Genomic DNA, 26,193 nt, shown 5'->3' with positions numbered 1-26,193 from the left:
GGACTCCTGGGTGCGTGGATGCGAATTGGCGCGATTCAGGCGATGCGCGCGAGCGGCAGGTCGCCGGCGAGCAGCGCCCCGGTGCCGGGCACGATCGGCGCGAGGCCAAGGTGGTCGAGCATCTGGCGCACGGTACTCACCGCGGTCGACGTGACGGGCAGACCGATCCGGTCCTGTGCGAGCTGGATCGCCGGCAGCGACGGCATTTGCACGCACGCCGACAACACCACGGCGTCGGCATTGGCCGTGTTCAGGCGCTTTACGTCATCGAGCAACTGCATCGGATCGCGGCGCCCGACCGCCAGGTTGTCGGGAATTTCGAACGACAATGCGTCGAGCACCTCGATGCCTTCATGTTCGATATAGTCGACGACCGCCTGGGTGAGCGGCTTCATGTAAGGCGCCATGAGCGCGATCTTGCGCGCGCCGAGTCCCTTGAGTCCGGCGACCAGCGCACCTGCCGAGGTCATCACGGCCGCGTCGCAGTGGTTCTCGCGTGCCACGCGCCGCAAGTCGTCCTCCACCTGTCGGTGGTGGCCCGGCCCCATCGCCATGATGGCCACGAGACATGCGGTGCTCATGACATCCACGCGCGCATCCGCCAGTTCGGCCGCGCAGCGCAGCCCCTCCCGATTCATCGCCTCGAGCTCTTCCTTCACCACGCGATGCATGCGCATGCGGCTCGAATGGAAGGTGAAACGCTCCGGCAGCATTCGTTCCCGCGCACGCAGCATGGCGGGAATCTCGGTCTCCATCGTGGTGTTGGAACTCGGCACGATCTGGCCGATGCGAAAGCACGCTTGCGAGGGTTGGGTCATGATGTCGATTCTCCTGCGAATGAAGGCGCGGCCGCTTGCGCGACGCGATCCCGGTACTGTTCGAGGGCGTGGCGCAGCACAGCAGGCATGTCGATGGACTCGCGCACGCCGCGCCGGATACAGATCGGCGTGAGCCGTGCGACGAACGCGATGTCGCCATCGGCCTTGCGTGCCGTCATCTGCAACGTGAAAGTGCGGTTTCGGATGTCGATCACGTCCACCGTCACGTCGATGGCATCGTCGGGCCAGAGTGAGCGGCGAAAGTCGAATTCGAGCGCGCGCGTGGGCGTACCGAAGCCGTGCCGGTGCTTGACGGCCTGCGGCGTGCCGCCGAACAACGCTCCGTAGAAAAGTTCGGCCACGGAGATCACGTAGTCGGAGAAGCTCGCCGTGAAGACGACCCCGGCGGGATCGCACTCGCCCCAGCGCACTTGACGACGCACCACGAACGGGCACTCGCTCGCGACATATTCCGTGCTGATCATGCGCCCTCCTTCGCGGCGTGCACGGCTGCGACGTCGGCGGCACCGGTGGTTCCGGTGGTTCCGGCAGTTCCGGCAGTTTCGGCTGCGATCCGCCCGGCGATGGCCGCGCGCAATGACGCCTTGTCGACCTTGCCCACGCGCGTGACAGGAAACTCATCGACGACCTCGACGCGCTCGGGGCATTTGAACTTCGCCAATCCGCAGCTCACGAGGAAGCCAGCCAGTTCGGCGACCGACGGGGCCGCATGTCCCGGACGCACGATCAGGTAGACACACCCCTTCTCGCCATAGAACGGGTCCGGCATGGCGACGAGCTTGGCGTCGGCGACCGACGGGTGCTGGCTTACGTACGCCTCGACCTCCTCGCAGCCGATCTTCTCGCCGCCGCGATTGATGTTGTCGCGCAAACGCCCCTCGAAGGCGAAGCAGCGCACGCCGTCGATGATCCGCGCCGTCACCATGTCGCCGGTGCGCACGAATCCATCGGAGGTCATCGTCTGCGCCGTGGCTTCAGGCGCCTTGTAGTAGCCGCGCAGGCTCGATGGCCCGCGAAAACACAGCTCGCCCGGCGTGCCGTCGTCGACCGGCTGGTCGGTGCCGGGAAAGCGCACACGGATCTCGTCGTCCTCACAGCCCGACAGGCCCTGGGTGTGGTGACGCAGCGCCGCCGGCAGATGCGCACCGGCGCCCATGAGAAGTCCTTCGGTCGTGCCGTACAGGTTGAAGCACGGCACGCCCAGGTGGGCTTCGAGCGAATCGGCGCGGCTCATCGTGCCAAACAGCACCAGCGACGACAGGTCATGGCGGGCAACGTCCTTGTAGGCGATCATCTGCGGCGCCACGGGCCCGATCGACAGACCGTGGGTGACGCGGTGCGTCTCGATCAGCGTGAGCATGCGGGCGATATCGACGCGCGGCATGAGCACGGTCGTCATGCCGGTGGCGATGGTCGATGCGAGTCCATACAACTGACCGGCGTTGTGCAGCAGTGGCAGCGACCAGATCATGCGGCTATGCTCGGTCATGCCGATGTGGCGCATCCAGGCCAGGGCGTGGCCCAGGTATTCCGCATGAAAACGCGGAATGATCTTCGGCACGCCCGTCGTGCCGCCCGAGAGCTGGAAGCTCAGCACGTCTTCGCTGCCGATGCGCACGTCGGCCAGTATGGCGCGGGCGCGCTCGAGCGTCATGTCGTCGATCAGCCCCTCGATGGCGTGCTGCGCCCCTCGCTCGGCGGCGCCTGCCCCTCGCGCGACCAGCAGATGTTCCAGCGCGGCGTGCCGGTCCATCATCTGTTGCGCGAAGCCGACCAGATCGAACGCCGAGAAATCCGCCTGCACGAAATAGGCTCGCGCCTCGGATTGCGCCGCGAGCTGGCCGATCTCGACTTCGCGATACTGCGGCACCGCGCACACCGGCACGACACCCGCCTTGTAGGCGCCCATCAACGCTACGACAGTGTCGACGGTGGTGCCCATCTGGAAGATCGCCCGGTCGCCCGGACGCAGCCCCAGCGCGATCAACGCCGCACCGAGCCGCTCACTACGGGCGTCGAGCGCCGCGAATGAAATCGATGCCTCGTCGCTGATGTAGGCTGGCCGGTCCGGCACGCGCCCGGCGGTGGCGCGCAAGGCGTCGCCGAGCGTGGTGTCGCGCCATGCGCCTGAGGCGAAATAGCGTCTGGCCAGATCCGGCGGACAGTACGTCACGCCGTCGATACGGTGATGAATACCGCTCATGTTGTCTCCTGCACGAGCTGACGCGAACTCATGCGCGCGGGGCAATCCGCACGATGTCGCGTTCATAGGTTTCTATCCGGCCATTCAGGCCGCCCGTGAACAGCCCATACCAGACCGCGGGCTTGAGCCCCAGCGCGCGGCGCTCGAAGGCGATGGGCGCGTCGCTGGAAATCACGACGTAATCGCCGACGTCGTCGACCCGGCATTCCGGCATCCGCCGCGCGGCCGCCGTGAGCGAGGCGAACTCGGGCACGTTCAACACGAATATCTGCAGCGAATGGCGGTTCACGATCGGGGCTCCCGAAGCACACGTTGAGCGAGGCATTCCGCCTTGCGCCGCCACACGGCATCGATGCTGGCGAATGGCTCGCCACCCGCGCGCGCTTCGTCTTCGAGGGCCATGGCGGCGTCGAGCGTGGCCGCGGCGTCGCGGGCGTCGATGGCCTCCAACGGACGCAGCTTGCGCGTGATTTCGATGAAGTAGCCATTCGGATCGCGAAAGTAGATCGACGCGATCACCTCGTGCGCCGTCTCCGCGGACACCGTCACACCGCGCGATTCCAGGCGCGCCTTCCAGGCTTGCAGGGCGTCTTGCGTGTCGACAAGCCATGCCGTGTGCGTGGCGTCGAACACATGATCGTCCGGCAGCGGTGCCCGGCCCGGACGGCACGCGAGCGATGCGGGCTCGTTGCTGCCGAGGTAATAGAAGAACGCGATGGTGCTGCCGTTGCCGCTGTCGAAAAAGAAATGCAGGAAGTCCGGATGCGTGGCGGGTCCCCAGCCGCGCGCGGAAATCGTGTGAATGAGCGGCAGGCCCAGCACGTCGCGGTAGAACTCGACGGTCTCTCGCAGGCGCCAGGTCGGACGGGCCGTGTGGTCGACGCCGTGCAAGCGTAACGCGAGCTGCGCGGGGCCGGCCGGGGGGATGTCGTTCAACTTCATCTCAGGTCTCGTGGGTTCGTGGATTCGATGCAATGCGGGGGCGCGTCATTGCGGGAAGGTCTCGCGCAGCCAGTCCTGCAGCAGGCGCCCGGCAACGTAACGACCGGCCTCCTCGCCCGGCGCGAGCGCACGGCCGTGATGATCGCCGCGCACGCGGCGGTGCGTCTTGTGCGACGCGCCGAGACTCGCGTGGATGTCCGCGATCACACTCGGGAAGCACGCCTGATCGCCCGTGTACTCGATCAGCAGCGTGGGCTGAACGATGGCGGAAGCGGTCTTCGACAGCAGCGCATTCGACGACAGGCCCGACCATGTCGACAGCCAGGCTTCCGGCGAACACACGCGCCCGAAGCCGACCGAACCGTAGTTCGAGGCAAATGGATCGCTGCCCCAGAGAGAGCCGAAACGTCGATCGGACGGGTCGAGCGAAAGATCGAAGCAGCGCAGGTCGGCGTCGGTGCGCCAGACCGTCATCAGCGGCGTGTGCGCGGCCAGGCGGCGCACATGGGCGGCGGCATTCGCGCCGTCGCGCCGCAGACGCTCGCGGGCCGCCTGGCGCGCGGCGATCAGATCCCGCGCCATCGCGTCGAGCCGGGCCACGCGCGCGGTCTGCGCGGCGCGGTAGCGCTCGACGAAATCCGGTGCGTACCGGGTCGACGGCGAAGTCGACAGCGGAGTCGACGGCACCGACGCATCGGCATCGGCCCGACGTGCCACATAACCGTTGGCGCCGTCGAAAGGATCGAGGGTCGGGTCGACGGACAACGCGTCGTGTTCGTCGGTGACCGACGGATCGATGCACGATTGCAGCAGCGCGCCCTGTCCGGGATGCGGCGAGACGAACACCACACCGTCGACGACCGGCATATCGAGCGCCGCCAGCCTGGTGGGACGCCCGCCGGGCGTGCGTTCGATCCGAGCCTCCGGCGCGAGGCCGGACTGCTGCACGTATAGCGCATAAAGGCCGCTGCCGCCCGAATTACCGAGCAGCACGATGCGCCTGAAGCCCGCATCGCGCAGAAACCGCATGGCCGCCGCCACGTCGAAGAGCGCCAGTTCGTGCTCGAGGCGCATGTCGTTGCCGACCGCGCGCGGCGCCTGAGTCCAGGCAGCGTAGCCCGCCCCGACGATGTCGGGGATCAGGTAATGGCACGCCATGAATTCGCGCGGATGCATGATGCAAACCACCGTATCCGACGCACCCGCGGCGTAAAGCGCGCCGCTCGTGGCCGCGCCGTCGGCGGTGCGCAGTACCACGTTGCGCGTGGTCGCCCCCAAGGGCAGGTCGCGCGGATTCCAGTCGGTATTCAGGAAACCCGCCGTCGCGCCCAGACCATCGCCGCGGCCGTGTCGCTGTTGATTCATCGTTCCACCTCCTTTTTTTTACATACTAGTTCAAATTTTTACGGATTGGTAAACATTTCCGTAAAATTTTGACGAATGCGTAAAAAACCTGATGGGGAGATAGGTCGGGCTTTGCTGGGCGATGGATTTTCGCTATCGTTCGAATTTATTGGCGCTTTCTGACGCGAGCGTCGAAAGACCGAAAAGGCAATCGACATGAGCAAAGCACAAACAAAGAGCGACGCGCTCCGGGAGAACATTCTTGAGGTGGCGACGCGCCTGTTCATTGAACGGGGATTCGATGGGACGAGCTTCAATGACATCGCCGACGTGGTCGGCGTGAGTCGGCCGGCGCTCTATTACTACTTCAAGAGCAAGGAGGCGATTCTCGAAGTGCTGACCACGGTGATCACGCGAGCGGCCGGGGAACTGGCGTCCGAGGCGCTGCCGGCGCACTTGCGGCAACCGTCGGCAATGCTCCGGCACCGGGTGCTTCGACACGCGCACCTGATCCTCACGCATCCGCTGCAATTTCGTGTGGTGGAGCGCAACGAGGACAATCTGCCGCCCGAGCAGCGCAAGCTCGCCGAGCAGTCGCGTCGCGCGGTGCTCGAGCAGTTCCGGCAGGCAATCGAACTGGGTATCGAGCGCGGCCAGTTCCGGGTGATGGACGCGAAGGTGGCCGCCTTCTCGATCATCGGCATGTGCAACTGGACGGCATGGTGGTTCGCCCCGTCGGGACCGCGCAGGGCAGAGGAAATTGCCGAGCAGATTGCCGACATGGCATTGCGCTCGGTCGAGCAGGACGCCGGGCGACAACTGGGCGAGCAAAGCGCCGCCGGCGTGCTCAAGCTGCTGCGCGACGACATCGACTTGCTGGAACGGCATTTGAAGCCGTAGTCGGCCAGTGGCACGGCGCCTCGCCGCGTACCGGGACGTCGCGGACCTCGGCAACCCCGCCAGTCCGTCGGAGACGCGCGGTACGCCGGACCTCGCGACGTCAGAAGCTGCAACAATCGCAGAGCAGTTCGGGGTTGAGCAGATCGGGGGGACGTCCGCCGAGCCTGCCGAAGCCGAAGGCCGCCACGAGGTTCTCCACGGCGCGCCGGGCGTCGGGCGACGACATCGCCCGCACGCCGGCACGGGTCATCGCCGCGATGTCCATGTGCGGCTCGCTCGGCGTCAGGCAACACACGGCTTGCAGCGCATCGAGACCGTCGAGCATCTGCGCGTCGATGACATCGGTCTCTCCCACGAGCGCCGCGGCCGCCGAGCGCAACTGCTCGCTCAGCGCGGCGCGCGACATCGCCTGCGCGCATATCGCCACCTCGAAGAAGCGGTCGAGGCGATCGATCTCGGCGTCGTCCAGCGGCTGGGTGACCACCAGACGATGCCTGCCGAGTCCCGCGAGCGCGAGCTTCATGCCGCCACCGCTTCCGTTGCCTCATGCGCGCGCGGGTGAGCGCGCAACGGCACGCCGGTACGAATCAGATCGGCCGCGCGCTCGGCGATCATGATGACTGGCGCATTGATATTGCCGGAGGTCAGGTCGGGCATGACGGAGGCGTCGACCACGCGCAGCCCTTGCACCCCCTTTACCCGCAACTCGCTGTCCACCACGGCCATCGGGTCGTCGAGTGCCCCCATCCGGCAGGTGCCGGCGGGGTGATGGACGGTGATGGCCGTCTTGCGGATGAACGCGTCGATCTGTGCGTCGGTCGACATCGTCGGCCCCGGCGCGATCTCCGCGCCGATAAATGGCGCCAGACTCGGCTGGGCAGCCAGTTCGCGCACCATGCGCACCGACGCGCGCAACGCGGCCCAGTCGTATGGCGTCGACAGGAAATTCTGGTGAATCCGCGCCTTTGCGGCCGGGTCGGCCGAGACCAGGCGAACCTCGCCCCGGCTTTGCGGATGCAGCAGGACCGTGCGGCAGGCGAAGCCGTCGTTGAACGGTTGCCTGAACGGCCGGAAGTACGGCCACGCCCCCAGCGGTGCGGCCGTGAGCAACAGTTGCAGATCGGGTGCCTCGCTCGGCGCCGGCGCCTGTCCGCTTTGCATGAAACCGACCACCCCACCGGGCACGTCGGCCGCGAAGCCCTTGCCCGTGAAGTAGGCCCGGATCAACTCGATGCCGATGCGATCCAGACGCATCATCCGGTGAAACGGTCCCGGACTTGCGCGACGATACATGACGATCACCGACGGATGGTCCTGCAGGTTGCGACCGACGCCGGGACTCGCCACCGATGTGCGAACGCCGATCTGCGCCAGCCTCGCAGGGTCGCCGATCCCCGAGAGCATGAGCAGTTGCGGTGTATTGATGACACCGCCCGACAAGAGCACCTCGCGCCCGGCTGTCGCCACATGCCTGACGCCGTTCTGCCAGTACTCCACGCCGACGGCACGCTCGCCTTCGAGGATCACGCGTGAAACGAGCGCGCCGACCTCGACCCGAAGCCCCGGGCGCGAACGCGCCGGGTGCAGATAGGCGCTCGCCGCGCTGCAGCGGCGGCCATTGCGGATCGTCATCTGAAGCCGGCTAAAGCCGGCCTGCGCGGCACCGTTGTAGTCGTCGACCCACGGATGTCCCGCCGTGCGCGAAGCCTGGGCGAACGCGCCCAGCAACGGGTCCTGGTAACGGCATCGCTGCACGTTGAGCGGCCCGTCGCCGCCGCGAAACGTATCGCCCCCCTCCTCCCACCGCTCCTGCCTGCGAAAGTACGGCAGCACGTTCTCGTAGGACCAGTCGGGCAGTCCGTAGTCACTCGCCCAGCGGTCGAAGTCGGCGCGATTGCCGCGCACGTGCGCCATGGCGTTGACCGAAGACGAACCGCCCACGACCTTGCCGCGCGCGCATTCCACGCTTCGCCCGCCAACATTCTCCTCGGGCTCGCAGTCGTACATCCAGTCGTGCAGCCGTTTGGTGAGAATCTTGCCCCATCCGAGCGGAATGTGAATCCATGGATCGCGATCCCATCCGCCGGCCTCGAGCACGAGCACCCGAACCTCCGGGTCTTCGGTCAGGCGACTGGCGAGCGTGCAACCGGCCGAGCCCGCGCCAACGATGATGTAGTCAAAAGTGCTTTGCATGCCAGGGTCTCGCGAACGGTGGAGGATCATGGCTGCGCGGCAACGCGGCGCAGGCTGACGTGAATGTTCTTCTCCTGCGTGAACGACAGCATCTCGCCCAGGCATTCCTCGCGCCCCATGCCGGACTGCTTCATGCCGCCGAACGGCGCGCCGAGAAAGTGCTTGCCGACTTCGTTGATCCACACGAAGCCCGCACTGACCCGCGAGGCGGTGCGCATGCCTTTCTCGAGATCGTTGGTCCAGATGGCACAAGTGAGCCCGTAGTCGAGCGCGTTCACCTCGGCGAGCATTTGCGCTTCGTCGCGCCACTTGATGATCGAGAGTACCGGGCCGAAGATTTCCTCCTGCGCGATGCGCATGCTGGGATCCACATCCGCGAACACCGTCGGCTCGATGTAGTAGCCGTTGGCCAGCGCCGGATCGTCGGGCACCTTGCCGCCATGGACCAGTCGCGCACCCTGCTCGTGCGCCGACGCGATGTATGCCATGACCCGCGCATGCTGCGCCTGACTGATGATCGCGCCCATGGTCGTCTTCGGATCGGTCGGCAGACCGGGCACGAACGCCTTGCAACGGTGCGCGATACGCTCGATTACCGCGTCGTACAGGTGCTCGTGAAGGAACAGGCGGCTCGTCGATCCGCACGACTGGCCACACCACGTGAAGTTCATGCCCGCCACGGCGGCCGCGGCCAGCGCATCGGGGTCGACGTCGGGGTAGGCGATCAGCGCGTTCTTGCCGCCAAGCTCCAGCAACATCGGCTTGATACGATCGCCGGCACCGCGCGCCACGGCGCGGCCGGTCGGTATGCTGCCCACGAGACCGAGCATCGCCACGCCGGGATGCGACACCAGGGCTTCGCCCACGTCGCGCCCGCCGTTGAGAATCGACACGACGCCGGGAGGAAACAGGCCGCCGACGATCTCGGCCAGACGCAACGACGACAGCGGCGCCTGCTCGGGCGGTTTGATGATGACGGCATTGCCCGCGGCCAGCGGCGCCGCCATCTTGCCCGCGGCAAACATGAAGGGATGATTGAACGCCACGATTCTCGCCACGACGCCGACAGGCTCGCGCACCGTGAAGTCGATGGCGTCCGGCCCCATCGGGATCGATGCTCCCTTCATTTCGGTGACGAGCCCGGCGAAAAACTCGAACAGCGCCGCCGCGACCATCACGTCGCCCGCCATCTCGGCCACCGGATTGCCACAGTCGGCGGCGTCGAGCATGGCCAGATCGGCCGCATGCCTGCGCATCTCCACCGCCGCCGCCCTGAGCACCCGTGCACGCTCGAGCGGCGGCGTGTCGCGCCACACGGCGAACCCGTGCCGCGCGGCCGCAACGGCGGCGTCGACATCGCTCGCGTCGCCGACCGCGGCCCGCCCGATGCACGATCCGTCCCCCGGACTGTGGACATCGACGTAACGGCCCGCGTGCGGGGCATGCCACGCACCGCCGTAGTAGAGCCCCTCATGGGCCGGGAGGACCAGGCTGGTCGCACCCGCGTGCAAGCTTTCGGACATACGCGCTGTCATGGCCGCCCCCTTTCACTTGCGCAGCGGCTTGGCCGCCGTCAGGAACTGCATGTCGAAGCCGCCGCTGGCTTTCGCGTTCGCATCGATGGAGCCCTCTTTTCGGAGAACGTCGAACATCTCGCCCCAACGCTTCGCATCGATCCAGCCGATTCCGTTGGCCGCCGTGTCGGGCGAATACATCGTGTGCTTGAAATCGGCGTCGAGTTGCTCGGCGAGGATCTTTTCCTGCCCCTTGTACTCGGGGTTGGCTTTCACGATGGTCGCCACCGCCTCGTCGGGATGGGCGATCACGTAGGCGAACGCCTCCATGTACGCGTTCACGAAGCGCTGCACGAGTTGCGGATTCGCCCCGATCATCTTGTCCGAGGCGAAAACGCCCGATCCGTAGACGTTCAGACCGTGGTCGGCCGCCTGGAGGATCGAGAGCGAGCCCGGGCCGCCCGTCTTCTCCTCGAGCAACGGCACCTCCGCATCGATATAGCCGGGCACCGCGTCGACTCGCCCCATCACGAGGTAATTTTCGTAGGGCGGCGCGACCGTGCTTTGCCTGATGTCGGCGAGCGACATGCCGTTCTTGCTGAGGAAGGCCTTCAGGAACACATAAGTCGAACCCGCCGGATGCACACCGACGTTCAGGCCCTTGAGGTCCTTGGCCGAAGCAAGTGGCTTGCGCGACTTGACCGACACCATGGCCAGCGGGCTCTTCTGATTGACGGCGACCAGCGCTGAGTTCGCCGCCCCCTGCGTGCGTGCGACCAGCAACGTCGAAAGATCTCCGAAGCCGAACTGCGCGCTGCCGTTGGCGACCATGCGCAGCGCGTCGACCGAGCCGGTGCCCTTGCGGATCGCGGTGACGTTGATGCCTTGCTTCGCGAACATGCCCTTGTCTCGCGCGACGAAGAACATGGCGTGATTGCCGCGCACGATCCAGTCGAGCTGGACAATGACATCATCGGCGGCCGACGCAGGCGCCGCGGCGCCCAGCAACGACACCGACACGAGAAGCCCCGAAAACAGTTTGCTCAATCTGCTCACGCTGGTACTCCTGCAAGAAAAAAGCGCTGAAAAGGAAGACGCTTCGACACTCCGCTAACCCGCTAACCCGCTACCCCACTGCCCCGCCGCCCCGCCATCCGGCGATCAGTGGCGTGATTCGCCGCCCCACGTAATGAACCGGTATTCGAATCCCTCGACGGCGTAGTAGAAGAGCACGCCAAGCAGCGACACCTCGACGAGGGCGGCAAACACGAGCGGCATCTGCATTTGCGTCGAAGCGAACTGGATGACGTAGCCCAGCCCGGCCGACGCACCGGCGAACTCGCCCACGATGGCGCCGATCACGCTCAACGTGATGGCGACCTTGATGCCGGCCATGAGCGACGGCAGCGAGTGCGGGATCTGCACCCGCATCAGGATCTGCGTTCGCGTGGCGCCGACCGACTTGAGCAGCGCGACCAGGTTCGGATCCGCGCTGCGCAGGCCGACAAGCATGTTGAGCGCCACCGGAAAAAACGCCATCACGACGATAAGCAGTATCTTGGGCATGAGGTCATAGCCGAACCAGAGCACGAAGATCGGCGCGAGCGCGATCTTCGGCACGTTCTGGAAGACCACCATGAGCGGGTAGACCGCGCCGCCCAACCGCTCGAAGCGCGCAATGCCGATCGCGAGCAGTGCCCCCACGACGCTCGACAGCACGAAGCCATACAGCACCTCGCGCGCCGTCACCCATGCCGCGGCGGCGAGCTCGGGCTGCTTCGTCACCAGCGTCCCGGCGATCTGCGTCGGGGTCGGCAACACGAATGCGGGCACGTCGAACACGCGCAGCCCGGCCTCCCAGAGCACGAGCAGCACGACGAGCAGGGCCACGCCCGGACCGGCGCGCCACAGGCCGCGAAACGGCTTGGGGGCGGCGCGCCCGCGCGCGCCGGCGGGCACGACTTCCGTTGGCGATACGCTCATGACGCCCTCCCGGCCCGATGGCCTTCCTTCAATCGCTTGCGCAGATGCGACGCCGTCTGCGCGAACGCCTGCGTCGCATAGCTGTCCTCGTTGCGCGGGTAGGCCAGCGGCACGGTCAGGCACTCCAGAATGCGGGCCGGCCCCGTCGCCATGACGGTGACGTCGCGCGACAGGAACACCGCTTCGTCGATGGAGTGCGTCACGAACACGATCGTCTTGCCGGTCCGTTGCCAGAGATCGAGCAGGAAGTCACTCATCTCTTCGCGGGTGATGGCGTCGAGCGCACCGAACGGCTCATCCATCATCAGTACCTCCGGATCGAGCGCCAGGGCGCGCGCGATGGCCACGCGCTGGCGCATGCCGCCCGACAACTGCGACGGCTTGCGATCCACGGCGTGCCCGAGTCCCACGATGTTGAGCAGTTCGAGCGCGCGGGCGCGAATCGCTTCCTTGTCGCCAAACGTGCCAACGATCTCCATCAGCAGGCACACGTTGTCGAAGGCACTCTTCCACGGCATGAGCGCCGCCTCCTGGAACACCAGGCCGATGCGGCGCTGTCGCACCGCCTCGGCCGGCGTCATGCCCCCCACGCTCACGCGCCCCAGCGTGGGCGCCTGCAACCCCGCGAGCACCTTCAGCAGCGTGCTCTTGCCGCACCCTGAGGGCCCGACGAGCGACGTGAAGCCGCCACGCTCGACCGACAGGTGGATGTCATTGAGCACGCGGGTCACACGCCCTTGCGTCTCGAAGTCGACGCAAAGTCCGCTCACGCTGATGTAGGGCTGCGGCGACGGGACGGGCGCTTGTGTATGCGCCGGTGCTGTCGTGCGCACCGTCGTCACCCCGTCGGGCCGATCGGGACTTGTCATGGGGACACTCCAGTCTTGCGATTCCGGAATCATGGTCCGCGCTTCACGCCGCGCTCGGCGCGGCATGCGGCGCGAACGCCATCGTGCATCGACGACCTCGCGCAGTCGCGCGTCAGCCGGCGCTGGTCGCCTTCGCGAACGCGGGGCGCGCTTCGATACGCCCGAGCCATGCCGCGATGCCGGGCAGCGCCGGCAAATCGAACGGGAAGTTCACGCAGCGCCTGACCAGCGGCGCCAGTGCGATGTCGGCAAGACTGATCGCCTGTCCGGCACACCACGGCACCTCGCGCAGGTGCTTGTCGAGGATCGTCAGCTCGGCGGCGAGGTTCGGTCCCGTATCGGCCGCTTGCGCCTCCCTCGGCTTCTTCGCGTCCTTGAAGCCGGCGAGATAAACGGGGTTGAGCGACGCGAGCGTCCAGTCCATCCATCGCTCGACAAAAGTGCGTTGCGCCGGATCGGCGGGATACAGCGACGACGCCTGCCGGCTCGCGAGGTAGCGCAGGATCGTGTTCGACTCCCAAATCACGAGCTCGCCATCGGCCAGCGTCGGTACCTTGTTGGTGGGGTTCATGGCAAGATATTCGGGGGTGCCGGTGTTGCCGAACTGGCGACCGTAGTCGAGCCGTTCGTAGGGTTGCCCCAGTTCTTCGAGCAGGAAAATGACTTTTTGCACGTTGCCCGAAGTGGCGCGTCCGTAAAGCTTGATCATGTCGGTGTCCTCAGGTGATGTTCGGTGGGTGTCGCGACGGGCCGGCGTGGCTCACAGCGGCCGGTAGGCGATGCATTCGATCTCGATTCGCGTGGTGATCACGGCGCGCGCCTCGACCGTGGTGCGCGCGAGACGTCCGTCCGGGAAGAACTCCTTGAACACGCCGTTGTAGCGGCCGAAGTCGCGCGCATCCTCCAGGTAGACGGTGGCCTTGACCACATCGGCCAGATCGCATCCGGCCGCGCGCAGCGCCCGTTGCACGGCGAGAATCGTGGCGCGCGTCTCTTCCTCGATCGTGCCGCTGATCATGCCGCCGTCCTCGTCCTTGGCTACCTGGCCCGACACGAACACGTAGTCGCCGGCCCGCACGGCCGGGTGAAACGGAAGGTTCGGGTTGCGCTTGCCATGTACCGAAATCGTCATTGCCGTCCTCGTTGTCGTTGTCCGGGGCGAAGCGTCATCCCGGGAAGCACTCGATGATGTCGATGCCCTGCTGCCGGTCGAGCAGGTACACCAGACCGCGATCGTCGATCGTCACGTCGTTGGACGAGGCGCGCTCGCAGCCGGCGGGCGGATCCGGTTCGTAGTACGCGATCTCCTTCGGGGCGAACGGATCGGCGATGTCGACCAGCCGCATGCCCCTGGCGAACCACGCGAACGGCAGCGTCGTCCCCACGAAACGCTCGGAGGGCTGGTGGCAGCCCGACATTGGCTCGCGAGGCATGCCATCGGGGTCGACGCCCTCGACCTGAAACGTCGAGATCGGCATCGGCTGGCGCTCGTCGGTAATGTCGTAGATCCAGGCGAACGACGGCGGTGACGGCCGCAGTTTTGCCACGTCCTCGTCGGCCACCACCATGACCCGGCGTCCCTTGACCATGCCCGGGATCGGCAAGGCGGTATGCGTCGGGTGCGGATGCGCGGGACTGCTGTTCAGGCCCGAGACGAGCTTCGGCGCCGACATGTCGGAGATGTCCAGGATGAAGAAACCATGGTGCCAGTACGACACGTAGAGACGATCGCCCATGCGCAGCGGGTGATGGCAGCGAGGACGCACGTAGTCGTCCCACGGATAGGCTTCGCCGGCGCCGACGTTCTGCCCGGGGATCCACCAGCGGCCGACCTCCTCGGGCTGCTCGGGACGAGCCAGATCGAGGATCTTGACGATGTTGCCCACGAAGCCCTCGGCGGTCGGCGAGATATACGCGTAGCGACCGTCGAAGTCATACCGGTGCACGCCGCCGGCTTCGCCGCCGGAGTACCAACGCGAGATCGGACGCGGCTCCGACGGGCACGTGACATCGAAAATACCCAGCCCGCCACCGAACTCGGGCGCACCTTCGCGAAACTTCTCGTAGTTCACGAGCATCACGCCGTCCTGCACGCGAACCTTGTGCGAATGCCAGCCCATCGGCACTTCGAGCGTGGCAAGCAGCCGCGGATGCTTCGGATCCGACACGTCGTAGATCGACGTTCCGGCGGGGGGGCGCATGTGCGAGACGTACAGGATGTTCCGGTCGATCCACACCTGCCCGCCGCCAGGGCAGTCGATGTGACTCACCCGCCGCGTGTTCCACGCCTTGGCCATGGCGACTCCCCTCAGTCGAGCAGCATGATGTCGCCGCCGGCGGTCTTGCCCCAGCGCTGGAGCAGGCCGAACGCACGCAATGCGGGCTCGTCGCTCGCAATGAACACGATGGCCGGTTGCGTGGCGCTCGTGTTCTCGTATTCGGCCCACGTGCCGCCCGGCACGGCGAGCGTGTCGAACTGATGCGTCTCGAACGCCTCGCCATCGAGCGTTGCACGCACGGCCCCCTCCAGCGGCGACACGAGCAGGCTGGCCGTCTGCTTCATGGGCAAGGTGCGCTCGCCCGGACGCAGCATCTGCATGAAGAAGGTCATCGTCTTGTAGACCGGGCCGCCGCGAAGCGGATCGACGTACTCGATGCGCAATCCTTCGTAGGGGTTCTCGGCCCACTCGCGATGCTTCTCCAGCAATTCGCGCACGGCTTCGTAGCGGTAGATGAACATCGGCGAGGAACCGTTTGCGCCGCGTCGATGGTCGACGAAGCGCGGCATCAACCCGCCCGCACCGTAGGTAATGGCGGAGTAATCGGCGGGAAAGCGCGCCGACTGCTTGCGCATGACCGCTCCGCCCTCGCTGTAATCGTGATCGAACGACAGCGCGTTGAGCGTTTCGACGAGCGGGTAATCGAGCACCGACAGGTTGATGGCCGGTTCGCTGCCCACATTGCCGTGGTTGTGCCATGTGTCGCGCGGCGTGAGCACCATGTCGCCCGGGCCGAACACCACATCCTCGCCTTCGACGCCGGTGAAGTTCTGGGCACCTGTCAGACCGAGGCGAATGGCGCTCGCGGTGTGCCGGTGCGGCGGCATGATCTCGTTCGGATCGTTCAGGCGGTAGGCGGTGTACAGCGTGGTCACCGTCGCGCGTCGGGGCTTGAGTCCGGGATTAGTCAAAATCAGCGAGCGCCGGTCGGAGTCCGCCGTGGAAATCAGGCGCGCCGAGCGCTGCAGCAATGGCTCGAGCACCTCCCGATAGCGCCACAGATACGGCACGGCGCGCTGGCCTTGCATCAGTTGCCGGATTTCATCGTGTTCGACGTCGGCGCTACGCGCCCAGAACGGAAACAGGTGCGCGTTGCCGATTTCCTCGTACATCTGCCGCATCTCCTGCTCGCTCGCGCGACCAGCGGCTTGCTGCGTGGCTTGCATCATGCTGTGCTACCTCCGGGTGGGGTTTCACTGACTGCCGATGCAAACGATTAGATCAATACAAATTTTTTGTGTCAACCAAAAATGTATTTGGTTATTATGGTTGATATTATTTGGTTGTTAGTTTGGTTGAACCAAAACAGTCTTGGCGCAACCTCGAGATTCGCACATCGACACCGAATAATTGACGTGAATTACTAAAAAACAAGACCTCGCCGTGTTAGCCGATGGTTGTGAATTCCGCTATCATGCTGCCTCGGTAGAATTTTTGGCGTGCAACCAAACCCATTGGTTGTAGTGGAGAAAATAGCTATGGTCGATTTGGTTGAAAGTCTGCGAAGCCGCCTCGCCAACGGCGACGCCTTGCCGGCGGAGCGGCAGTTGGCCGACGAACTGGGCGTGAAGCGTCATCAGTTGCGCAATGCACTGAAGGTGTTGCGCGAGGAAGGCGAACTGGAGTCACCGCGGGGGCGCGGTGAGGGTCAGTCGAAGCGCAGCGGCGAAATACTGGCCGGGCGCACGAATGTGCTCGAAGTGATAGAACTGCGGCTGGCGCTCGAGCCGTTCCTCGCGCGTCTGGCGGCGGTACGCGCGACCCCGGTCGAGATCGCGCGAATCGAGCGTGCGGCGTCCACGCCACCGGGTGCCGACCGCGGCTCCACCGATCTGGCATTTCACCGCGCGGTCGCAGCGGCCTCGGGCAATGCACTCGCGGCGGACATCTATCAGATCGTCCGACGGGTCGGGTCGGACGTTCGCCTGCACGTGCAACAACCCATGCCGCACTGCCCCGAGCGTATCCGTCAGCGCGACATCGAGCATCAGGCGATCGCCGACGCGATTCGCGATCGGGCGCCGGACCTGGCCGAAACGGCAATGCGCGAACACTTGATTCGTGTGCGCGAGCAGATCATGGCGCGGATGGTGCCGGGAAGTCAGGGCGGCTGAGCCGTCAGCGATGCCGCGTTCGGCAGGCGCGTCGACGCAATGAATGACGGCGCCGGTCATGCCCAGGCCGCGGGCTGCGGCAATGGCATGCGCGCCGCGTTTCGCGTCAGCAGTTCCCCTTCTTTGCCTGGCCCGGCGGGCAGAAACCATTGCCGGGACCGCCGCGACCGCCATGCGGACCATCGTCGGGAAGATATACGGCACAGCTGGCCAGCAGCACCGTGCTGGCAAGAAGCAGAAAAGCGAGTTTGCGCATTGATGAGGCCCTCCGGGGATCCTAGGTAAGAATGACATCGTCGTGCCATTGCGCCGCCATTTTACCGGTTGGCCGCCCCCCCGGCACCATGACCGAACTTTTCCCGATATGCCGCCGGACTGGTCAGGACCAGACGCCGAAAGTGCCGGCGCAGCGATTCCTCCGAACCGAACCCCGCCAGCTCGGCGATACGCGCGATCGTCGGGGGCGTTTCCGCCTCCAGCATCTCGCGCGCCACGCTCACGCGCTCGCGCACGAGCCACTCGTACGGCGCCATGCCTGTCGCGTCCTGAAACTGGCGCTGCAACGTGCGCGGACTCATCGCGGCCCGTTCGGCGAGCGATTGCAGCGTGTGGGGCAAGGCAGGATGCTCGCGCACCCAGTCCATCAGCCTGGCCAGCCGGCTGCTTCCGTCCGGCGGCATTGGCCGGGGGACGAACTGCGCCTGTCCACCTTCACGATGCGGCGGCAGCACCAGCCGCTGCGCTACCCGGTTTGCCACGGGGCTGCCGTAGTCGCGCCGCACCAAATGGATCAGCATGTCGAGTCCCGCCGCCGATCCCGCCGACGTGACGATCTGTCCTTCATCCACATACAGCGCATCCGGCTGCACACGCACATTCGGGTAGCGCCGCTGCAACTTTTCCGCATAGCGCCAATGGGTGGTGACGGTCTTGCCGTCGAGCACCCCCGCGGCCGCCAGCACGAATACCCCGGAACAGATGGTGCAAAGCCGGGCGCCGCGCCGATACGCGGCACGAATCTTCCTGAGCAGTGGCTCGGGCGGGACTTCGTCCGGATCGCGCCACCCTGGCACGACGATCGTATCCGCCCGATCGAGCATTCCAAGCTTGTAGGGCGCGCAGATCGTGATTGCCCCGGCCGCGCGCAGTGGACCGGGTTCGGCCGCACAGACAGCGAAGCGGTACCACTCGACATCGAGCTCCGGGCGCTCCAGCGCGAACAACTCGGTCACGCAGCCGAATTCGAAGGTACAGAGCCGGTCGTACGCCAGCGCGACAACGAAATGTGGGTTCATGGCGTAATGTTACCGGATGTTGTCGATTACGCCACTTACCCCGTGCGCCGCGCGGGCACAGAATGGGCACTGAAGGATCGCGTTCTCTCCCATCACCCTCACCACGGGAAATTCGACCATGTCTACAAGCCACGTGACCAACGCCGTCACCGCAGTCCCCGCCGCCGACAGCGCCCGCGCGCTCGATCATTTCCAGACGTCCTTGCAATTCGAAACCGACTGCTGGGATGTTTCCAGCGCGCTAGCCAGTGGCGCCCCCGGATTCGTCCTGCTCGACGTTCGAAGCCCGGCGCTGTTCGCCCGAGGGCACGTGCCGGGTGCCGTTAACCTCCCCCACGGAAAGCTCGTTGCGTCGAAACTAGCCGATTTTCCGGCCGACACCTTGTTTGTCACTTACTGCGCGGGGCCCCACTGCAACGGTGCCACGCGAGGCGCGATCCGACTTGCCCAGCTCGGCCGACCAGTGAAGATCATGATCGGCGGCATCACCGGCTGGATCGACGAGGGGTTCGCACTGTCGACCTCGGCCAGCTTTCGGACTGCTGGCGCACAGGACGCTCGATGACGCTCACGACGCTCGATGACGCGCAGGTGATCGTCGACAGCGTGAATCCGGAAACGACGCTTATCGTCTCGCTTGACGATGTCGAGGCGTTTGGGCGCATGCTGCGCCACCAGAATCTGCTGATGTTCGCGGGAGTGGAGCGTCCGACGCGGCACGTCTGGCAGCCGTACATGACTGCCCAGCAAACGTTGCACGCCATATGGTCTGTCGGTCGCGCTCGCGGTGTATCACGCGTGCCTCAGGCGACTCGGCATGCTGCCGTTCTGGGTCGAGTTCGGCTGGTCAGTCGGGCGTTCGGTCCCGGTGGAAGTGCGCGATCCGGGCGCGGCGCGACGGGTTGCGCGGGTGCCGGCAAACGCGACGGACCGTTGTGCTTGCCGCCGTGCTCGCCGGCATGATCATGCGGGCTTGGCATGTGGGCCTGGCATGTGTGTGTCAACAACCTCGTCCGTGCTCGCGCCCTGTCGCCTGCCGATCACGGGTGCGCCCGATGGGAGAAATCGTCCAGCAGCGGCACGATGGCCAGCACGACGAGCGCGATGGCCAGCGGGACCGACGAGACGAAACCGAGATGTTTGAAGCCGAGCGCACCGGCGAGGCCACCGATAAAGAACATGCCCAGCAAGGACGACAACAGGTGTAGCTTCGCCTGGTTGGCGCTCACATGCTTGCGGTCCGGGGAGGCTTGCGAGCGATTCCAGTAAAGCAGCTTTCCGAGCTCGATGCCAATGTCCGTCACCAGACCCGTGACGTGGGTCGTGCGAATCTCCGCTTTCGAAATCTTGGTGATGATTGCATTTTGCAAGCCCATGACGAAGCAGAGCAGCGCTACGGTTCCGGGCGCGAACAGCCAATGGTGGTGCGCCAGATTCGCCCCGACGAAGCCGAAACACAGCAGCAGCATGGCCTCGAGCATCAGCGGTGCAGCGTACTCGCTGTTGGTGTGATGGCGGCGGCCCCAGTTGATGAGTACCGCCGAGGTGGCCGCCCCCGTGAGAAACGCCAGGAGCGCGCTGAGTCCGGTGAGGACCAGGACAATCTGGCCAAGCGCCAGATTGTCGGAAAGCGACGCCACGACGCCCGACATATGGGACGTGTACTGTCCCATCGCCAGAAAACCGCCGGCATTGGCCGCCCCAGCGACAAACGCCAGCCACCGGCCGAGACGCCGATTGGCCGCGTCGGTTCGTGCCGGATGTGTGAAACCACGTAGATAGTTGATCGGCATTGCGCACCTGCATTGCATACGCGAGATAGCGTGGCAACGATTTTACTCCCGCCGGGGACTCCAGTAGGAATCAGTTCGTGCAAGTGGCACTCAAGAAACCCTGCATGGCAAGGGTATGGGGCACGCTGTCCCTTGCCTGCGCCTCAACGTCACTGACCAGCCCTCCCCGACGTCGCCCCCTATTTGGGTAACGCATGGATTTAGAGTCCAATCACGTAGTCTGGAGATTGGACATGATGGATTCAGCAACCTTAGCGTGACGCTGTGTCCGGGATTACAGGGTCAACTCCATCCACTTCTGGGGTGACGTCAGACGGGTACTAATTCGGGTGCGGGGTCAACGATCATTTGCCTCGACCAGCGCACGACTCTATTTGAATTGCAAGTGCACGGCGAAATGCATCGACCGAATTCGGACGCCCGTAAATCACCATTCGGAATCGAAGCAAAACTAATACTAAGCGACCATCCCCCCACTGACCATCAACGATCTCCACATCACGATAAGAATAAGAAGACGCTGATATAAGAGCCATTACTAAATATCGATCATAGAGACTAAGACGATATAACCCTCCTCCCGATCTGAGAGCTCCATTACCCAGAATCACGAAAGCCCGCAAATCTTCTTTTACTTTCCCTCCCGCCTTATCAACACCCCTCCGAATTCCAGGAACTATTCCTAGAATACTTACCAACAAAAACATGAACAAGACAAACAGCAAAGCACCACCAAGGGGACCAAGCTCCACGACGCACATGAAAATCCACCTCCCGCTCTGATACTAATATGTCGGATCCAGCGTCACGTTGACTGGGGACGAAACACCCACCCCGATACCAAAGCTTATTCCGTTAAAATATTTACCCGGAGCAATCCAAGATTTCTCCGCCCAAGCCAAGGAGTTACTCGGCGTTATTTGAACACCTAGATACCTCCCCAATCCAAAATTGACAACGGAAGGTCCGGAGTACTTTAAATCCCCAGAAAAACCAACGCTCATGCCAATGTCATAGATCGTCCCAAGAGAAACGTCTGGCTTTATTGACATTACCCCATCGTTAGCGGTGTAGCTGACATTCGGTCCGATACTAACCCCTGGTGAAATCGGCAGATGGAATCCAGCTTGAAAGCCAATAGTTGGCGTATTTCTTGGATCGGAATTTTGAATTCCCGCAGAGTTCTCGCCGGTATTCCACCCCTGTGCGAACGGGCTCGTCGAAAGTGTCTGAGCCGAGCCTGCTTGCGCGGCCTCTGGTGACCGGACGTTCCAACTGTAGGGCGAAGTCGGTCCCCCGGTGCTTTGCTGAATCAGATTTCTTAACGCGTCTGAAGGCGATGCAAACATCGACGAATCCTGCACCAAATAGTAGTTGCCCGCTCCATCGTTGGTCACTCTCATACCGGCCGTGTCATAGAGCCGACCCACGGTAGTACTCCCATTCAGCGGCACTACCATACCTGTTGTAATAGTCTCGCGATAATGGCTATTGGCCGCAGAGCGCAGCATATCCTCTATCTGCTCCGCTGTGATCGGTGATCCGTCCGTGTTCTTTAATGCCCTTGCCTTTGCGTCGTCTGAGATCCTTTTGGCGAGTGCTTTCTCCTCCGGATGCAACTGCCGATTAAACCGATCGACGTTATACCCGGCAAACGCTCCCGAACTCCCACCAACCGCCGCCCCCACCGCAGTACCAACGCCCGTCGCCACAATCTGCGCCAATGCCTGATCGATATCGGCGTTGCCCGTCGGGTGGGCCTTCTGAATGCTCTCGCTCAGTTCGTTCAGTGTTCCGCCGAGCTTCGACGTCAACCCTGCACCTAACGCACCACCGAGCGCATTGCCCCCTCCAAAGCCTGCGATGATGGCGCCACCAGCGGCGTGCATTGCCGCACGGTAGTCGCCGCCCTCCTTCCAGTCGTCCGCTTCCTTCTGATACTGCGCCTTCAACTCCGGATCGGTCGTGGCGTCGGCCATCTTTAGCGCCGCTTCTCGCTTCTTGTCCGCATACGTCCCAATATCCCGCGCCACCGCTTCCCCGGCCGCCGTCGCCGCTGCCATCAAGCGTGACTGATCGTTAAGCAGGTTCTGCAAATCCGGCGTTCGGTTCACCGTTTCGTTCAGATTCGACGTATCGCGATTCAGGCTCGCCAGATCCTGCGTCTGGTTCGCGCCGTTCGTCAGCGTGATGGTGCGTTCACTCACGATCACCGCCGTATTGCTCGCGTTGATATCAGAGTTGTTCTGGAAAGTCGAATCCGAGTTGGCGTCGCCGTTGGACCTCGACAGCGACGCGGATATAAAATCGTCCGTTACCTCACTATTTATCACGCACAGTCAGAAGAATCACCTTGATCGTCCACCCTCAATGATCGGCCGCATACCTTGCAGCTTTCCGGAGCCAGATCCACATACGGAATCGGATGTCCTCGCGGTATAGAATTGCAATATGGGCACCTGTAAAACTTCGAAATCAATAAAAACAAAATCGCCACAAAAAATAAAACATAAAATATCGTTATGTATTCCAGCCACTTCGGCAATAATTTAAATCCCAAAAAACCAATAAATCCAAAAACCATAATAGCAATTATGAGGCGCCTAATAACATTAAACCGCCCAACGCTCGCATTCATCATCAATCAACTACCTCCCCTTATAAGTAAACTCTATGATATTGAATTTAATTTCGGCTCCAACGCCGACATTCGGTCCAATTGCAGCCACCCCCTTGGTCTGCCAGTACCCCCCTGTGATGGGCGTTCCTTGAATGTTAGAGAAAAGACCTGCACCACCTCCGAACTGTCCGGCCAGAGGACCAAGCATGGCACTCGCGGAGACGGAGGAACCGACACGAAAGTCACCGACCTTAGGACTGGATCCATAGCTCACGAGATCGGAATTCGCGCCTTGGCTTGCTCCGGCCAACCATCCATGGGCACCATGAATCGCACCGGATTTTGTGGAGGCTCCAACTCTTGAGAGAATGGAGCAATGAACAAGAAGCCAAGCAAGTTTTCCCCGGAAGTCCGAGAGCGCGCAGTGCGCCTGGTACGCGAGCAGCGTAGCGAGCATCCTTCGATGTGGGCGGCAGTCGAATCGATTGCGCCGATGATCGGCTGCACGCCGCAGACGCTGTTGGATTGGGTTAAGCGCGACGAGGTCGACCGTGGAGAGCGCGATGGCGTGAGTACGGCCGAGCGTGAACGCATCAAGGCCTTGGAGCGCGAGGTCAAGGAACTGCGCCGGACCAATGAGATTCTCAAACTGGCGAGCGCGTTTTTCGCCCAGGCGGAGCTCGACCGCCGTTTCAAGTCCTGAAGGCCTTCATTGATCAGCATCGCGACACCTTCGGGGTCGAGCCGATCTGCAAGGTCTTGCGGATTGCCCCGTCGGGCTACCGACGCCATGCAGCACAACTTCGCGATCCGTCGAAGCGCTGCGCCCGCGCGAAACGCGATGAGCTTTTGCAACCGGAGATCAAGCGTGTCTGGCAGGCCAACATGCAGGTCTACGGCGTGCCGAAGGTCTGGAAGCAGATGAACCGGGAAGGCATTGCAGTGGCACGCTGCACGGTCGGACGGTTGATGAAACTGCAGGGCTTGCGTGGCGCAGTTCGCGGTAAGCGTGTTCGCACGACGATTCCCGAGGTGACCGCGCCGCGCCCGCTGGACCGAGTCAACCGGCAGTTCAAGGCTGACCGACCGAATCAGCTCTGGGTGTCGGATTTCACGTATGTCTCGACATGGCAAGGCTGGCTGTACGTGGCATTCGTGATCGACGTGTTTGCCCGCCGTATTGTTGGCTGGCGCGTCAGCTCGTCGATGACCACGGACTTCGTTCTGGATGCACTTGAACAAGCGCTGTACGCCCGCCAACCGGGTGAGGACGGGACTTTGATTCATCATTCCGACAGAGGGTCTCAATACGTCAGCATCCGCTACAGCGAACGGCTGGCTGAGGCCGGCATCGAGCCGTCGGTCGGCAGCTACGACAATGCGCTGGCCGAGACGATCAACGGCCTGTACAAGACGGAACTGATTCATCGGCGCGCCCCTTGGAAAACGAGGGAATCCGTCGAACTGGCAACGCTGGAATGGGTCGCCTGGTACAACCATCATCGGCTGATGGAACCGCTCGGCTATATTCCGCCTGCTGAAGCTGAGGCAAACTACTACAGGCAACTCAGAAATGCCGCTGACGTGTCCGCATTAACTTAAACCAACCAGCCTCCACGATTCCCGGTGCGGTTCAGTCTGCCTCAGCCTTGAGATCACTGTATACGCACCGTTTAGTGGCTTACGACGGCTACCCCTGTCCACTAAATCCTGGTATCTCCATTTGTTGTTTGTGCTATAGCCGATTTCGTACCCGAAAATATTGCAGAATTGCCACGATCCAGAAGACTAGAGCCATGAGAGAGCCACGAATCAGCACAAACCGTACGTCATCCATTCCCCACCGATACGCTCCACCGTAAAATATTTCAGCCATCAGGACAGACGATACTTTGATCGCCGCGAAACATAGCATCGACAGGGCATAGGCCAATAGCAGTAGGAGCACTAAACGCATCATTTTTTTGCAGACTCCATTCGATCCTTGACACCATTTATTGCGGCGCTCGCCGCCTCAGAACCTGACCCGCCGGCTACGCCGGCCCCGATTACACCCAAATTGTTCGGTAACAGGAAGTTCAATCCCGACGGCCCTGCCCATTTTCCGACATCCGCCCAGCCCGAACCGTTGATCGTGGGCCGCAGAATGGAGTTGATCCGCGTCTCCATATCTTTGCCAACACCATAGCCGAAGACCGCGCTAACGCCGCTCACTAAGCCACCAAACATAATGCTATCGCGCTTACCGAATACGGCGTTATTGATCGCCGTGCCTATCGCACCGCCCGCGCCATTCACCAACGGTTCCATCCCAGCCCGCCGTATACGCCAACGCCTCCCGATATCGCGGCAATGGCTACATCAACGGGATTGACTGTCCCGTTCTGGCAATACTGCGAGCCAGCATTGATGCCCGCGCTAATCGTGCCGGTTCCTGCTGCCGAAGTCCATGCTGTCGACCCCAATGCCCCGTCAACCCCGAAGATCGGCGCCCCCGGTATGGCTGACAATGCAGGAAGGACCGCCGGCACCGCCAACGCGCCCGCAATAGCAAGGCCGAGTTTAGGATTAGCAATGGCTCCCGGCAATGCCCGTTGCTCCGGCGTTAGCGAACCGTCCTTGTTTCCGTACAGGAAAGGATTCTTGTACTCGGCGGCAGTCGCTGTGAACATACAACCGGCGTTCTTGCCGATATATGCCACCGCAACTGCATCACCTCCCGGCCCCTTGCTAGCAGATGCGTCGACTAATCGGTAACCGTTGGCCAATAGCATGTTTTCCGCTTGGCTCTGGCTTATGGCCTTTCCTGTAGTGTTCTCGTAAAACTCTGCAAAGCTTTTCGCATTGTCTTTAGCCCACTGCCGCTCATTCGGATGCAACTGCCGATTAAACCGATCAACGTTATACCCGGCAAACGCTCCCGAACTCCCACCAACCGCTGCCCCCACCGCAGTACCAACGCCCGTCGCCACAATCTGCGCCAATGCCTGATCGATATCGGCGTTGCCCGTCGGGTGGGCCTTCTGAATGCTCTCGCTCAGTTCGTTCAGTGTTCCGCCGAGCTTCGACGTCAACCCTGCACCTAACGCACCACCGAGAGCATTGCCCCCTCCCAAGCCTGCGATGATGGCGCCACCAGCGGCGTGCATTGCCGCACGGAAGTCGCCGCCCTCCTTCCAGTCATCCGCTTCCTTCTGATACTGCGCCTTCAACTCCGGATCGGTCGTGGCGTAGGCCAGCTTTTGTGCCGCATCTCGCTTCTTATCTGCATACGTCCCGATATCGCGCGCCACCGCTTCCCCGGC

At 63.4% G+C, this 26,193-nt stretch carries 25 protein-coding genes, 1 pseudogene and 1 other annotated feature; of the genes and pseudogenes, 5 read left to right on the top strand and 21 right to left on the bottom strand.

What is annotated here, in order from left to right:
• Positions 1-35 precede the first annotated feature (35 nt).
• From W930_RS0115315 to W930_RS0115295, 6 genes are read right to left on the bottom strand one after another with little or no spacing between them, the layout of a single operon-like run.
• Positions 36-818, bottom strand: a complete 783-nt coding sequence (locus W930_RS0115315) for an Asp/Glu racemase (RefSeq protein WP_023595234.1) — start codon at positions 816-818, stop codon at positions 36-38.
• A complete protein-coding gene (locus W930_RS0115310) occupies positions 815-1,303 on the bottom strand; it encodes a thioesterase family protein (protein WP_023595233.1) in 489 nt (162 codons plus the stop codon). Before W930_RS0115310 ends, W930_RS0115315 begins: the two co-directional genes overlap by 4 nt.
• The gene (locus tag W930_RS27640; protein WP_023871764.1) at positions 1,300-3,042 is read right to left on the bottom strand and encodes an AMP-binding protein; all 1,743 of its coding nucleotides are present in this window, start codon (positions 3,040-3,042) and stop codon (positions 1,300-1,302) included. Before W930_RS27640 ends, W930_RS0115310 begins: the two co-directional genes overlap by 4 nt.
• A gap of 28 nt (positions 3,043-3,070) precedes the next feature.
• Complete coding sequence (locus W930_RS31140; RefSeq protein ID WP_330220678.1) at positions 3,071-3,331, bottom strand: hypothetical protein; 261 nt, start codon at positions 3,329-3,331, stop codon at positions 3,071-3,073.
• The gene (locus W930_RS27635) at positions 3,328-3,984 is read right to left on the bottom strand and encodes a VOC family protein (RefSeq protein ID WP_330220679.1); all 657 of its coding nucleotides are present in this window, start codon (positions 3,982-3,984) and stop codon (positions 3,328-3,330) included. The genes W930_RS31140 and W930_RS27635 overlap by 4 nt, the downstream gene beginning before the upstream one ends.
• 45 nt (positions 3,985-4,029) lie before the next feature.
• Positions 4,030-5,349, bottom strand: coding sequence for a hypothetical protein (locus tag W930_RS0115295; RefSeq protein WP_023871765.1), 1,320 nt, complete (start codon positions 5,347-5,349; stop codon positions 4,030-4,032).
• Between the two features lie 195 nt (positions 5,350-5,544).
• Between W930_RS0115295 and W930_RS0115290 the strand changes: the two genes are divergently transcribed.
• Positions 5,545-6,228 (top strand): TetR/AcrR family transcriptional regulator, encoded by a 684-nt coding sequence (locus W930_RS0115290; RefSeq protein WP_023871766.1) that lies wholly within the window; start codon positions 5,545-5,547, stop codon positions 6,226-6,228.
• A gap of 100 nt (positions 6,229-6,328) precedes the next feature.
• On the opposite strand, the gene W930_RS0115285 is transcribed toward W930_RS0115290, so the two are convergent.
• From W930_RS0115285 to W930_RS0115240, 10 genes are all read right to left on the bottom strand, one after another.
• Positions 6,329-6,751 carry a hypothetical protein gene (locus W930_RS0115285; protein WP_023595229.1) on the bottom strand — a complete coding sequence of 141 codons (423 nt, stop codon included), beginning with the start codon at positions 6,749-6,751 and terminating at the stop codon, positions 6,329-6,331.
• Positions 6,748-8,421 (bottom strand): GMC family oxidoreductase, encoded by a 1,674-nt coding sequence (locus W930_RS27630; RefSeq protein WP_023595228.1) that lies wholly within the window; start codon positions 8,419-8,421, stop codon positions 6,748-6,750. Before W930_RS27630 ends, W930_RS0115285 begins: the two co-directional genes overlap by 4 nt.
• A 26-nt stretch (positions 8,422-8,447) precedes the next feature.
• Positions 8,448-9,944: an aldehyde dehydrogenase family protein gene (locus tag W930_RS0115275; protein ID WP_023871767.1), complete on the bottom strand. Its 1,497-nt coding sequence runs from the start codon at positions 9,942-9,944 to the stop codon at positions 8,448-8,450.
• A 24-nt stretch (positions 9,945-9,968) separates the two neighbouring features.
• The gene (locus W930_RS27625; protein ID WP_024788462.1) at positions 9,969-10,991 is read right to left on the bottom strand and encodes an ABC transporter substrate-binding protein; all 1,023 of its coding nucleotides are present in this window, start codon (positions 10,989-10,991) and stop codon (positions 9,969-9,971) included.
• Between the two features lie 105 nt (positions 10,992-11,096).
• Positions 11,097-11,918 carry an ABC transporter permease gene (locus tag W930_RS27620; protein WP_024788461.1) on the bottom strand — a complete coding sequence of 274 codons (822 nt, stop codon included), beginning with the start codon at positions 11,916-11,918 and terminating at the stop codon, positions 11,097-11,099.
• A complete protein-coding gene (locus W930_RS0115260) occupies positions 11,915-12,787 on the bottom strand; it encodes an ABC transporter ATP-binding protein (RefSeq protein ID WP_023595224.1) in 873 nt (290 codons plus the stop codon). The genes W930_RS27620 and W930_RS0115260 overlap by 4 nt, the downstream gene beginning before the upstream one ends.
• Positions 12,788-12,899: 112 nt before the next feature.
• The gene (locus W930_RS0115255) at positions 12,900-13,496 is read right to left on the bottom strand and encodes a glutathione S-transferase family protein (protein WP_023595223.1); all 597 of its coding nucleotides are present in this window, start codon (positions 13,494-13,496) and stop codon (positions 12,900-12,902) included.
• Between the two features lie 51 nt (positions 13,497-13,547).
• On the bottom strand, positions 13,548-13,919 hold the full coding sequence (locus W930_RS0115250) for a RidA family protein (protein ID WP_023595222.1): 372 nt from the start codon (positions 13,917-13,919) through the stop codon (positions 13,548-13,550).
• A gap of 34 nt (positions 13,920-13,953) precedes the next feature.
• Positions 13,954-15,084 (bottom strand): LVIVD repeat-containing protein, encoded by a 1,131-nt coding sequence (locus tag W930_RS0115245; RefSeq protein ID WP_023871769.1) that lies wholly within the window; start codon positions 15,082-15,084, stop codon positions 13,954-13,956.
• 11 nt (positions 15,085-15,095) lie between these two features.
• Positions 15,096-16,235: a cupin domain-containing protein gene (locus W930_RS0115240; RefSeq protein WP_023595220.1), complete on the bottom strand. Its 1,140-nt coding sequence runs from the start codon at positions 16,233-16,235 to the stop codon at positions 15,096-15,098.
• Between the two features lie 309 nt (positions 16,236-16,544).
• Here W930_RS0115240 and W930_RS0115235 point away from each other — a divergent pair, with 309 nt between their 5' ends.
• Positions 16,545-17,180 carry a FadR/GntR family transcriptional regulator gene (locus W930_RS0115235; RefSeq protein WP_023595219.1) on the top strand — a complete coding sequence of 212 codons (636 nt, stop codon included), beginning with the start codon at positions 16,545-16,547 and terminating at the stop codon, positions 17,178-17,180.
• Between the two features lie 317 nt (positions 17,181-17,497).
• On the opposite strand, the gene ftrA is transcribed toward W930_RS0115235, so the two are convergent.
• A complete protein-coding gene (ftrA, locus tag W930_RS0115225; protein ID WP_023871772.1) occupies positions 17,498-18,475 on the bottom strand; it encodes a transcriptional regulator FtrA in 978 nt (325 codons plus the stop codon).
• 118 nt (positions 18,476-18,593) lie between these two features.
• Here ftrA and W930_RS0115215 point away from each other — a divergent pair, with 118 nt between their 5' ends.
• The gene (locus W930_RS0115215) at positions 18,594-19,040 is read left to right on the top strand and encodes a rhodanese-like domain-containing protein (protein ID WP_023871774.1); all 447 of its coding nucleotides are present in this window, start codon (positions 18,594-18,596) and stop codon (positions 19,038-19,040) included.
• Positions 19,037-19,438, top strand: a complete 402-nt coding sequence (locus W930_RS0115210; protein WP_023595216.1) for a hypothetical protein — start codon at positions 19,037-19,039, stop codon at positions 19,436-19,438. Before W930_RS0115215 ends, W930_RS0115210 begins: the two co-directional genes overlap by 4 nt.
• Positions 19,439-19,515: 77 nt before the next feature.
• On the opposite strand, the gene W930_RS0115205 is transcribed toward W930_RS0115210, so the two are convergent.
• Together W930_RS0115205 and W930_RS29200 are read right to left on the bottom strand one after the other, a co-directional pair.
• A complete protein-coding gene (locus tag W930_RS0115205) occupies positions 19,516-20,268 on the bottom strand; it encodes a YoaK family protein (protein WP_023595215.1) in 753 nt (250 codons plus the stop codon).
• A gap of 785 nt (positions 20,269-21,053) precedes the next feature.
• A complete protein-coding gene (locus W930_RS29200; RefSeq protein ID WP_028731083.1) occupies positions 21,054-22,601 on the bottom strand; it encodes a hypothetical protein in 1,548 nt (515 codons plus the stop codon).
• A 663-nt stretch (positions 22,602-23,264) separates the two neighbouring features.
• Here W930_RS29200 and W930_RS0115190 point away from each other — a divergent pair.
• Positions 23,265-24,490 (top strand): IS3 family transposase gene (locus W930_RS0115190; RefSeq protein WP_152552659.1). Its coding sequence is split into 2 segments (ribosomal slippage): positions 23,265-23,556 and positions 23,556-24,490, totalling 1,227 coding nucleotides; the frame shifts between segments, so codons are not numbered across the junction.
• Positions 23,546-23,662, top strand: a sequence feature (AL1L pseudoknot). (Overlaps the previous gene by 117 nt.)
• Positions 24,491-24,844: 354 nt before the next feature.
• On the opposite strand, the gene W930_RS0115180 is transcribed toward W930_RS0115190, so the two are convergent.
• Entirely contained in the window at positions 24,845-25,198 is a 354-nt protein-coding gene (locus tag W930_RS0115180; protein WP_028731080.1) for a hypothetical protein, read from the bottom strand.
• Positions 25,183-26,193, bottom strand: a pseudogene (locus W930_RS30480) (hypothetical protein); the annotation flags it as partial. The pseudogene W930_RS30480 and the gene W930_RS0115180, both read right to left, overlap by 16 nt.

This window comes from Pandoraea sp. E26 (genome assembly GCF_000681415.1).
In the GTDB taxonomy this organism is placed as follows: Bacteria; Pseudomonadota; Gammaproteobacteria; order Burkholderiales; family Burkholderiaceae; genus Pandoraea; species Pandoraea pnomenusa.
The sequence above is the reverse complement of the archived record's forward strand: the minus strand, read 5'-3'. Positions and strand labels throughout refer to the sequence as shown.

What these genes read in the sequence shown, in the direction of transcription:
- W930_RS0115285 (WP_023595229.1), bottom strand. Translation starts at nt 6,751, where the DNA reads ATGAAGCTCGCGCTCGCGGGACTCGGCAGGCATCGTCTGGTGGTCACC.
- W930_RS0115255 (WP_023595223.1), bottom strand. Translation starts at nt 13,496, where the DNA reads ATGATCAAGCTTTACGGACGCGCCACTTCGGGCAACGTGCAAAAAGTC.
- W930_RS0115275 (WP_023871767.1), bottom strand. Translation starts at nt 9,944, where the DNA reads ATGTCCGAAAGCTTGCACGCGGGTGCGACCAGCCTGGTCCTCCCGGCC.
- W930_RS27620 (WP_024788461.1), bottom strand. Translation starts at nt 11,918, where the DNA reads ATGAGCGTATCGCCAACGGAAGTCGTGCCCGCCGGCGCGCGCGGGCGC.
- W930_RS0115180 (WP_028731080.1), bottom strand. Translation starts at nt 25,198, where the DNA reads ATGGAACCGTTGGTGAATGGCGCGGGCGGTGCGATAGGCACGGCGATC.
- W930_RS0115315 (WP_023595234.1), bottom strand. Translation starts at nt 818, where the DNA reads ATGACCCAACCCTCGCAAGCGTGCTTTCGCATCGGCCAGATCGTGCCG.
- W930_RS0115215 (WP_023871774.1), top strand. Translation starts at nt 18,594, where the DNA reads ATGTCTACAAGCCACGTGACCAACGCCGTCACCGCAGTCCCCGCCGCC.
- W930_RS0115250 (WP_023595222.1), bottom strand. Translation starts at nt 13,919, where the DNA reads ATGACGATTTCGGTACATGGCAAGCGCAACCCGAACCTTCCGTTTCAC.
- W930_RS27640 (WP_023871764.1), bottom strand. Translation starts at nt 3,042, where the DNA reads ATGAGCGGTATTCATCACCGTATCGACGGCGTGACGTACTGTCCGCCG.
- W930_RS0115295 (WP_023871765.1), bottom strand. Translation starts at nt 5,349, where the DNA reads ATGAATCAACAGCGACACGGCCGCGGCGATGGTCTGGGCGCGACGGCG.
- W930_RS27630 (WP_023595228.1), bottom strand. Translation starts at nt 8,421, where the DNA reads ATGCAAAGCACTTTTGACTACATCATCGTTGGCGCGGGCTCGGCCGGT.
- W930_RS0115290 (WP_023871766.1), top strand. Translation starts at nt 5,545, where the DNA reads ATGAGCAAAGCACAAACAAAGAGCGACGCGCTCCGGGAGAACATTCTT.
- W930_RS0115260 (WP_023595224.1), bottom strand. Translation starts at nt 12,787, where the DNA reads ATGACAAGTCCCGATCGGCCCGACGGGGTGACGACGGTGCGCACGACA.
- W930_RS27635 (WP_330220679.1), bottom strand. Translation starts at nt 3,984, where the DNA reads ATGAAGTTGAACGACATCCCCCCGGCCGGCCCCGCGCAGCTCGCGTTA.
- W930_RS0115240 (WP_023595220.1), bottom strand. Translation starts at nt 16,235, where the DNA reads ATGATGCAAGCCACGCAGCAAGCCGCTGGTCGCGCGAGCGAGCAGGAG.
- W930_RS0115210 (WP_023595216.1), top strand. Translation starts at nt 19,037, where the DNA reads ATGACGCTCACGACGCTCGATGACGCGCAGGTGATCGTCGACAGCGTG.
- W930_RS0115205 (WP_023595215.1), bottom strand. Translation starts at nt 20,268, where the DNA reads ATGCCGATCAACTATCTACGTGGTTTCACACATCCGGCACGAACCGAC.
- W930_RS0115235 (WP_023595219.1), top strand. Translation starts at nt 16,545, where the DNA reads ATGGTCGATTTGGTTGAAAGTCTGCGAAGCCGCCTCGCCAACGGCGAC.
- ftrA (WP_023871772.1), bottom strand. Translation starts at nt 18,475, where the DNA reads ATGAACCCACATTTCGTTGTCGCGCTGGCGTACGACCGGCTCTGTACC.
- W930_RS0115245 (WP_023871769.1), bottom strand. Translation starts at nt 15,084, where the DNA reads ATGGCCAAGGCGTGGAACACGCGGCGGGTGAGTCACATCGACTGCCCT.
- W930_RS0115310 (WP_023595233.1), bottom strand. Translation starts at nt 1,303, where the DNA reads ATGATCAGCACGGAATATGTCGCGAGCGAGTGCCCGTTCGTGGTGCGT.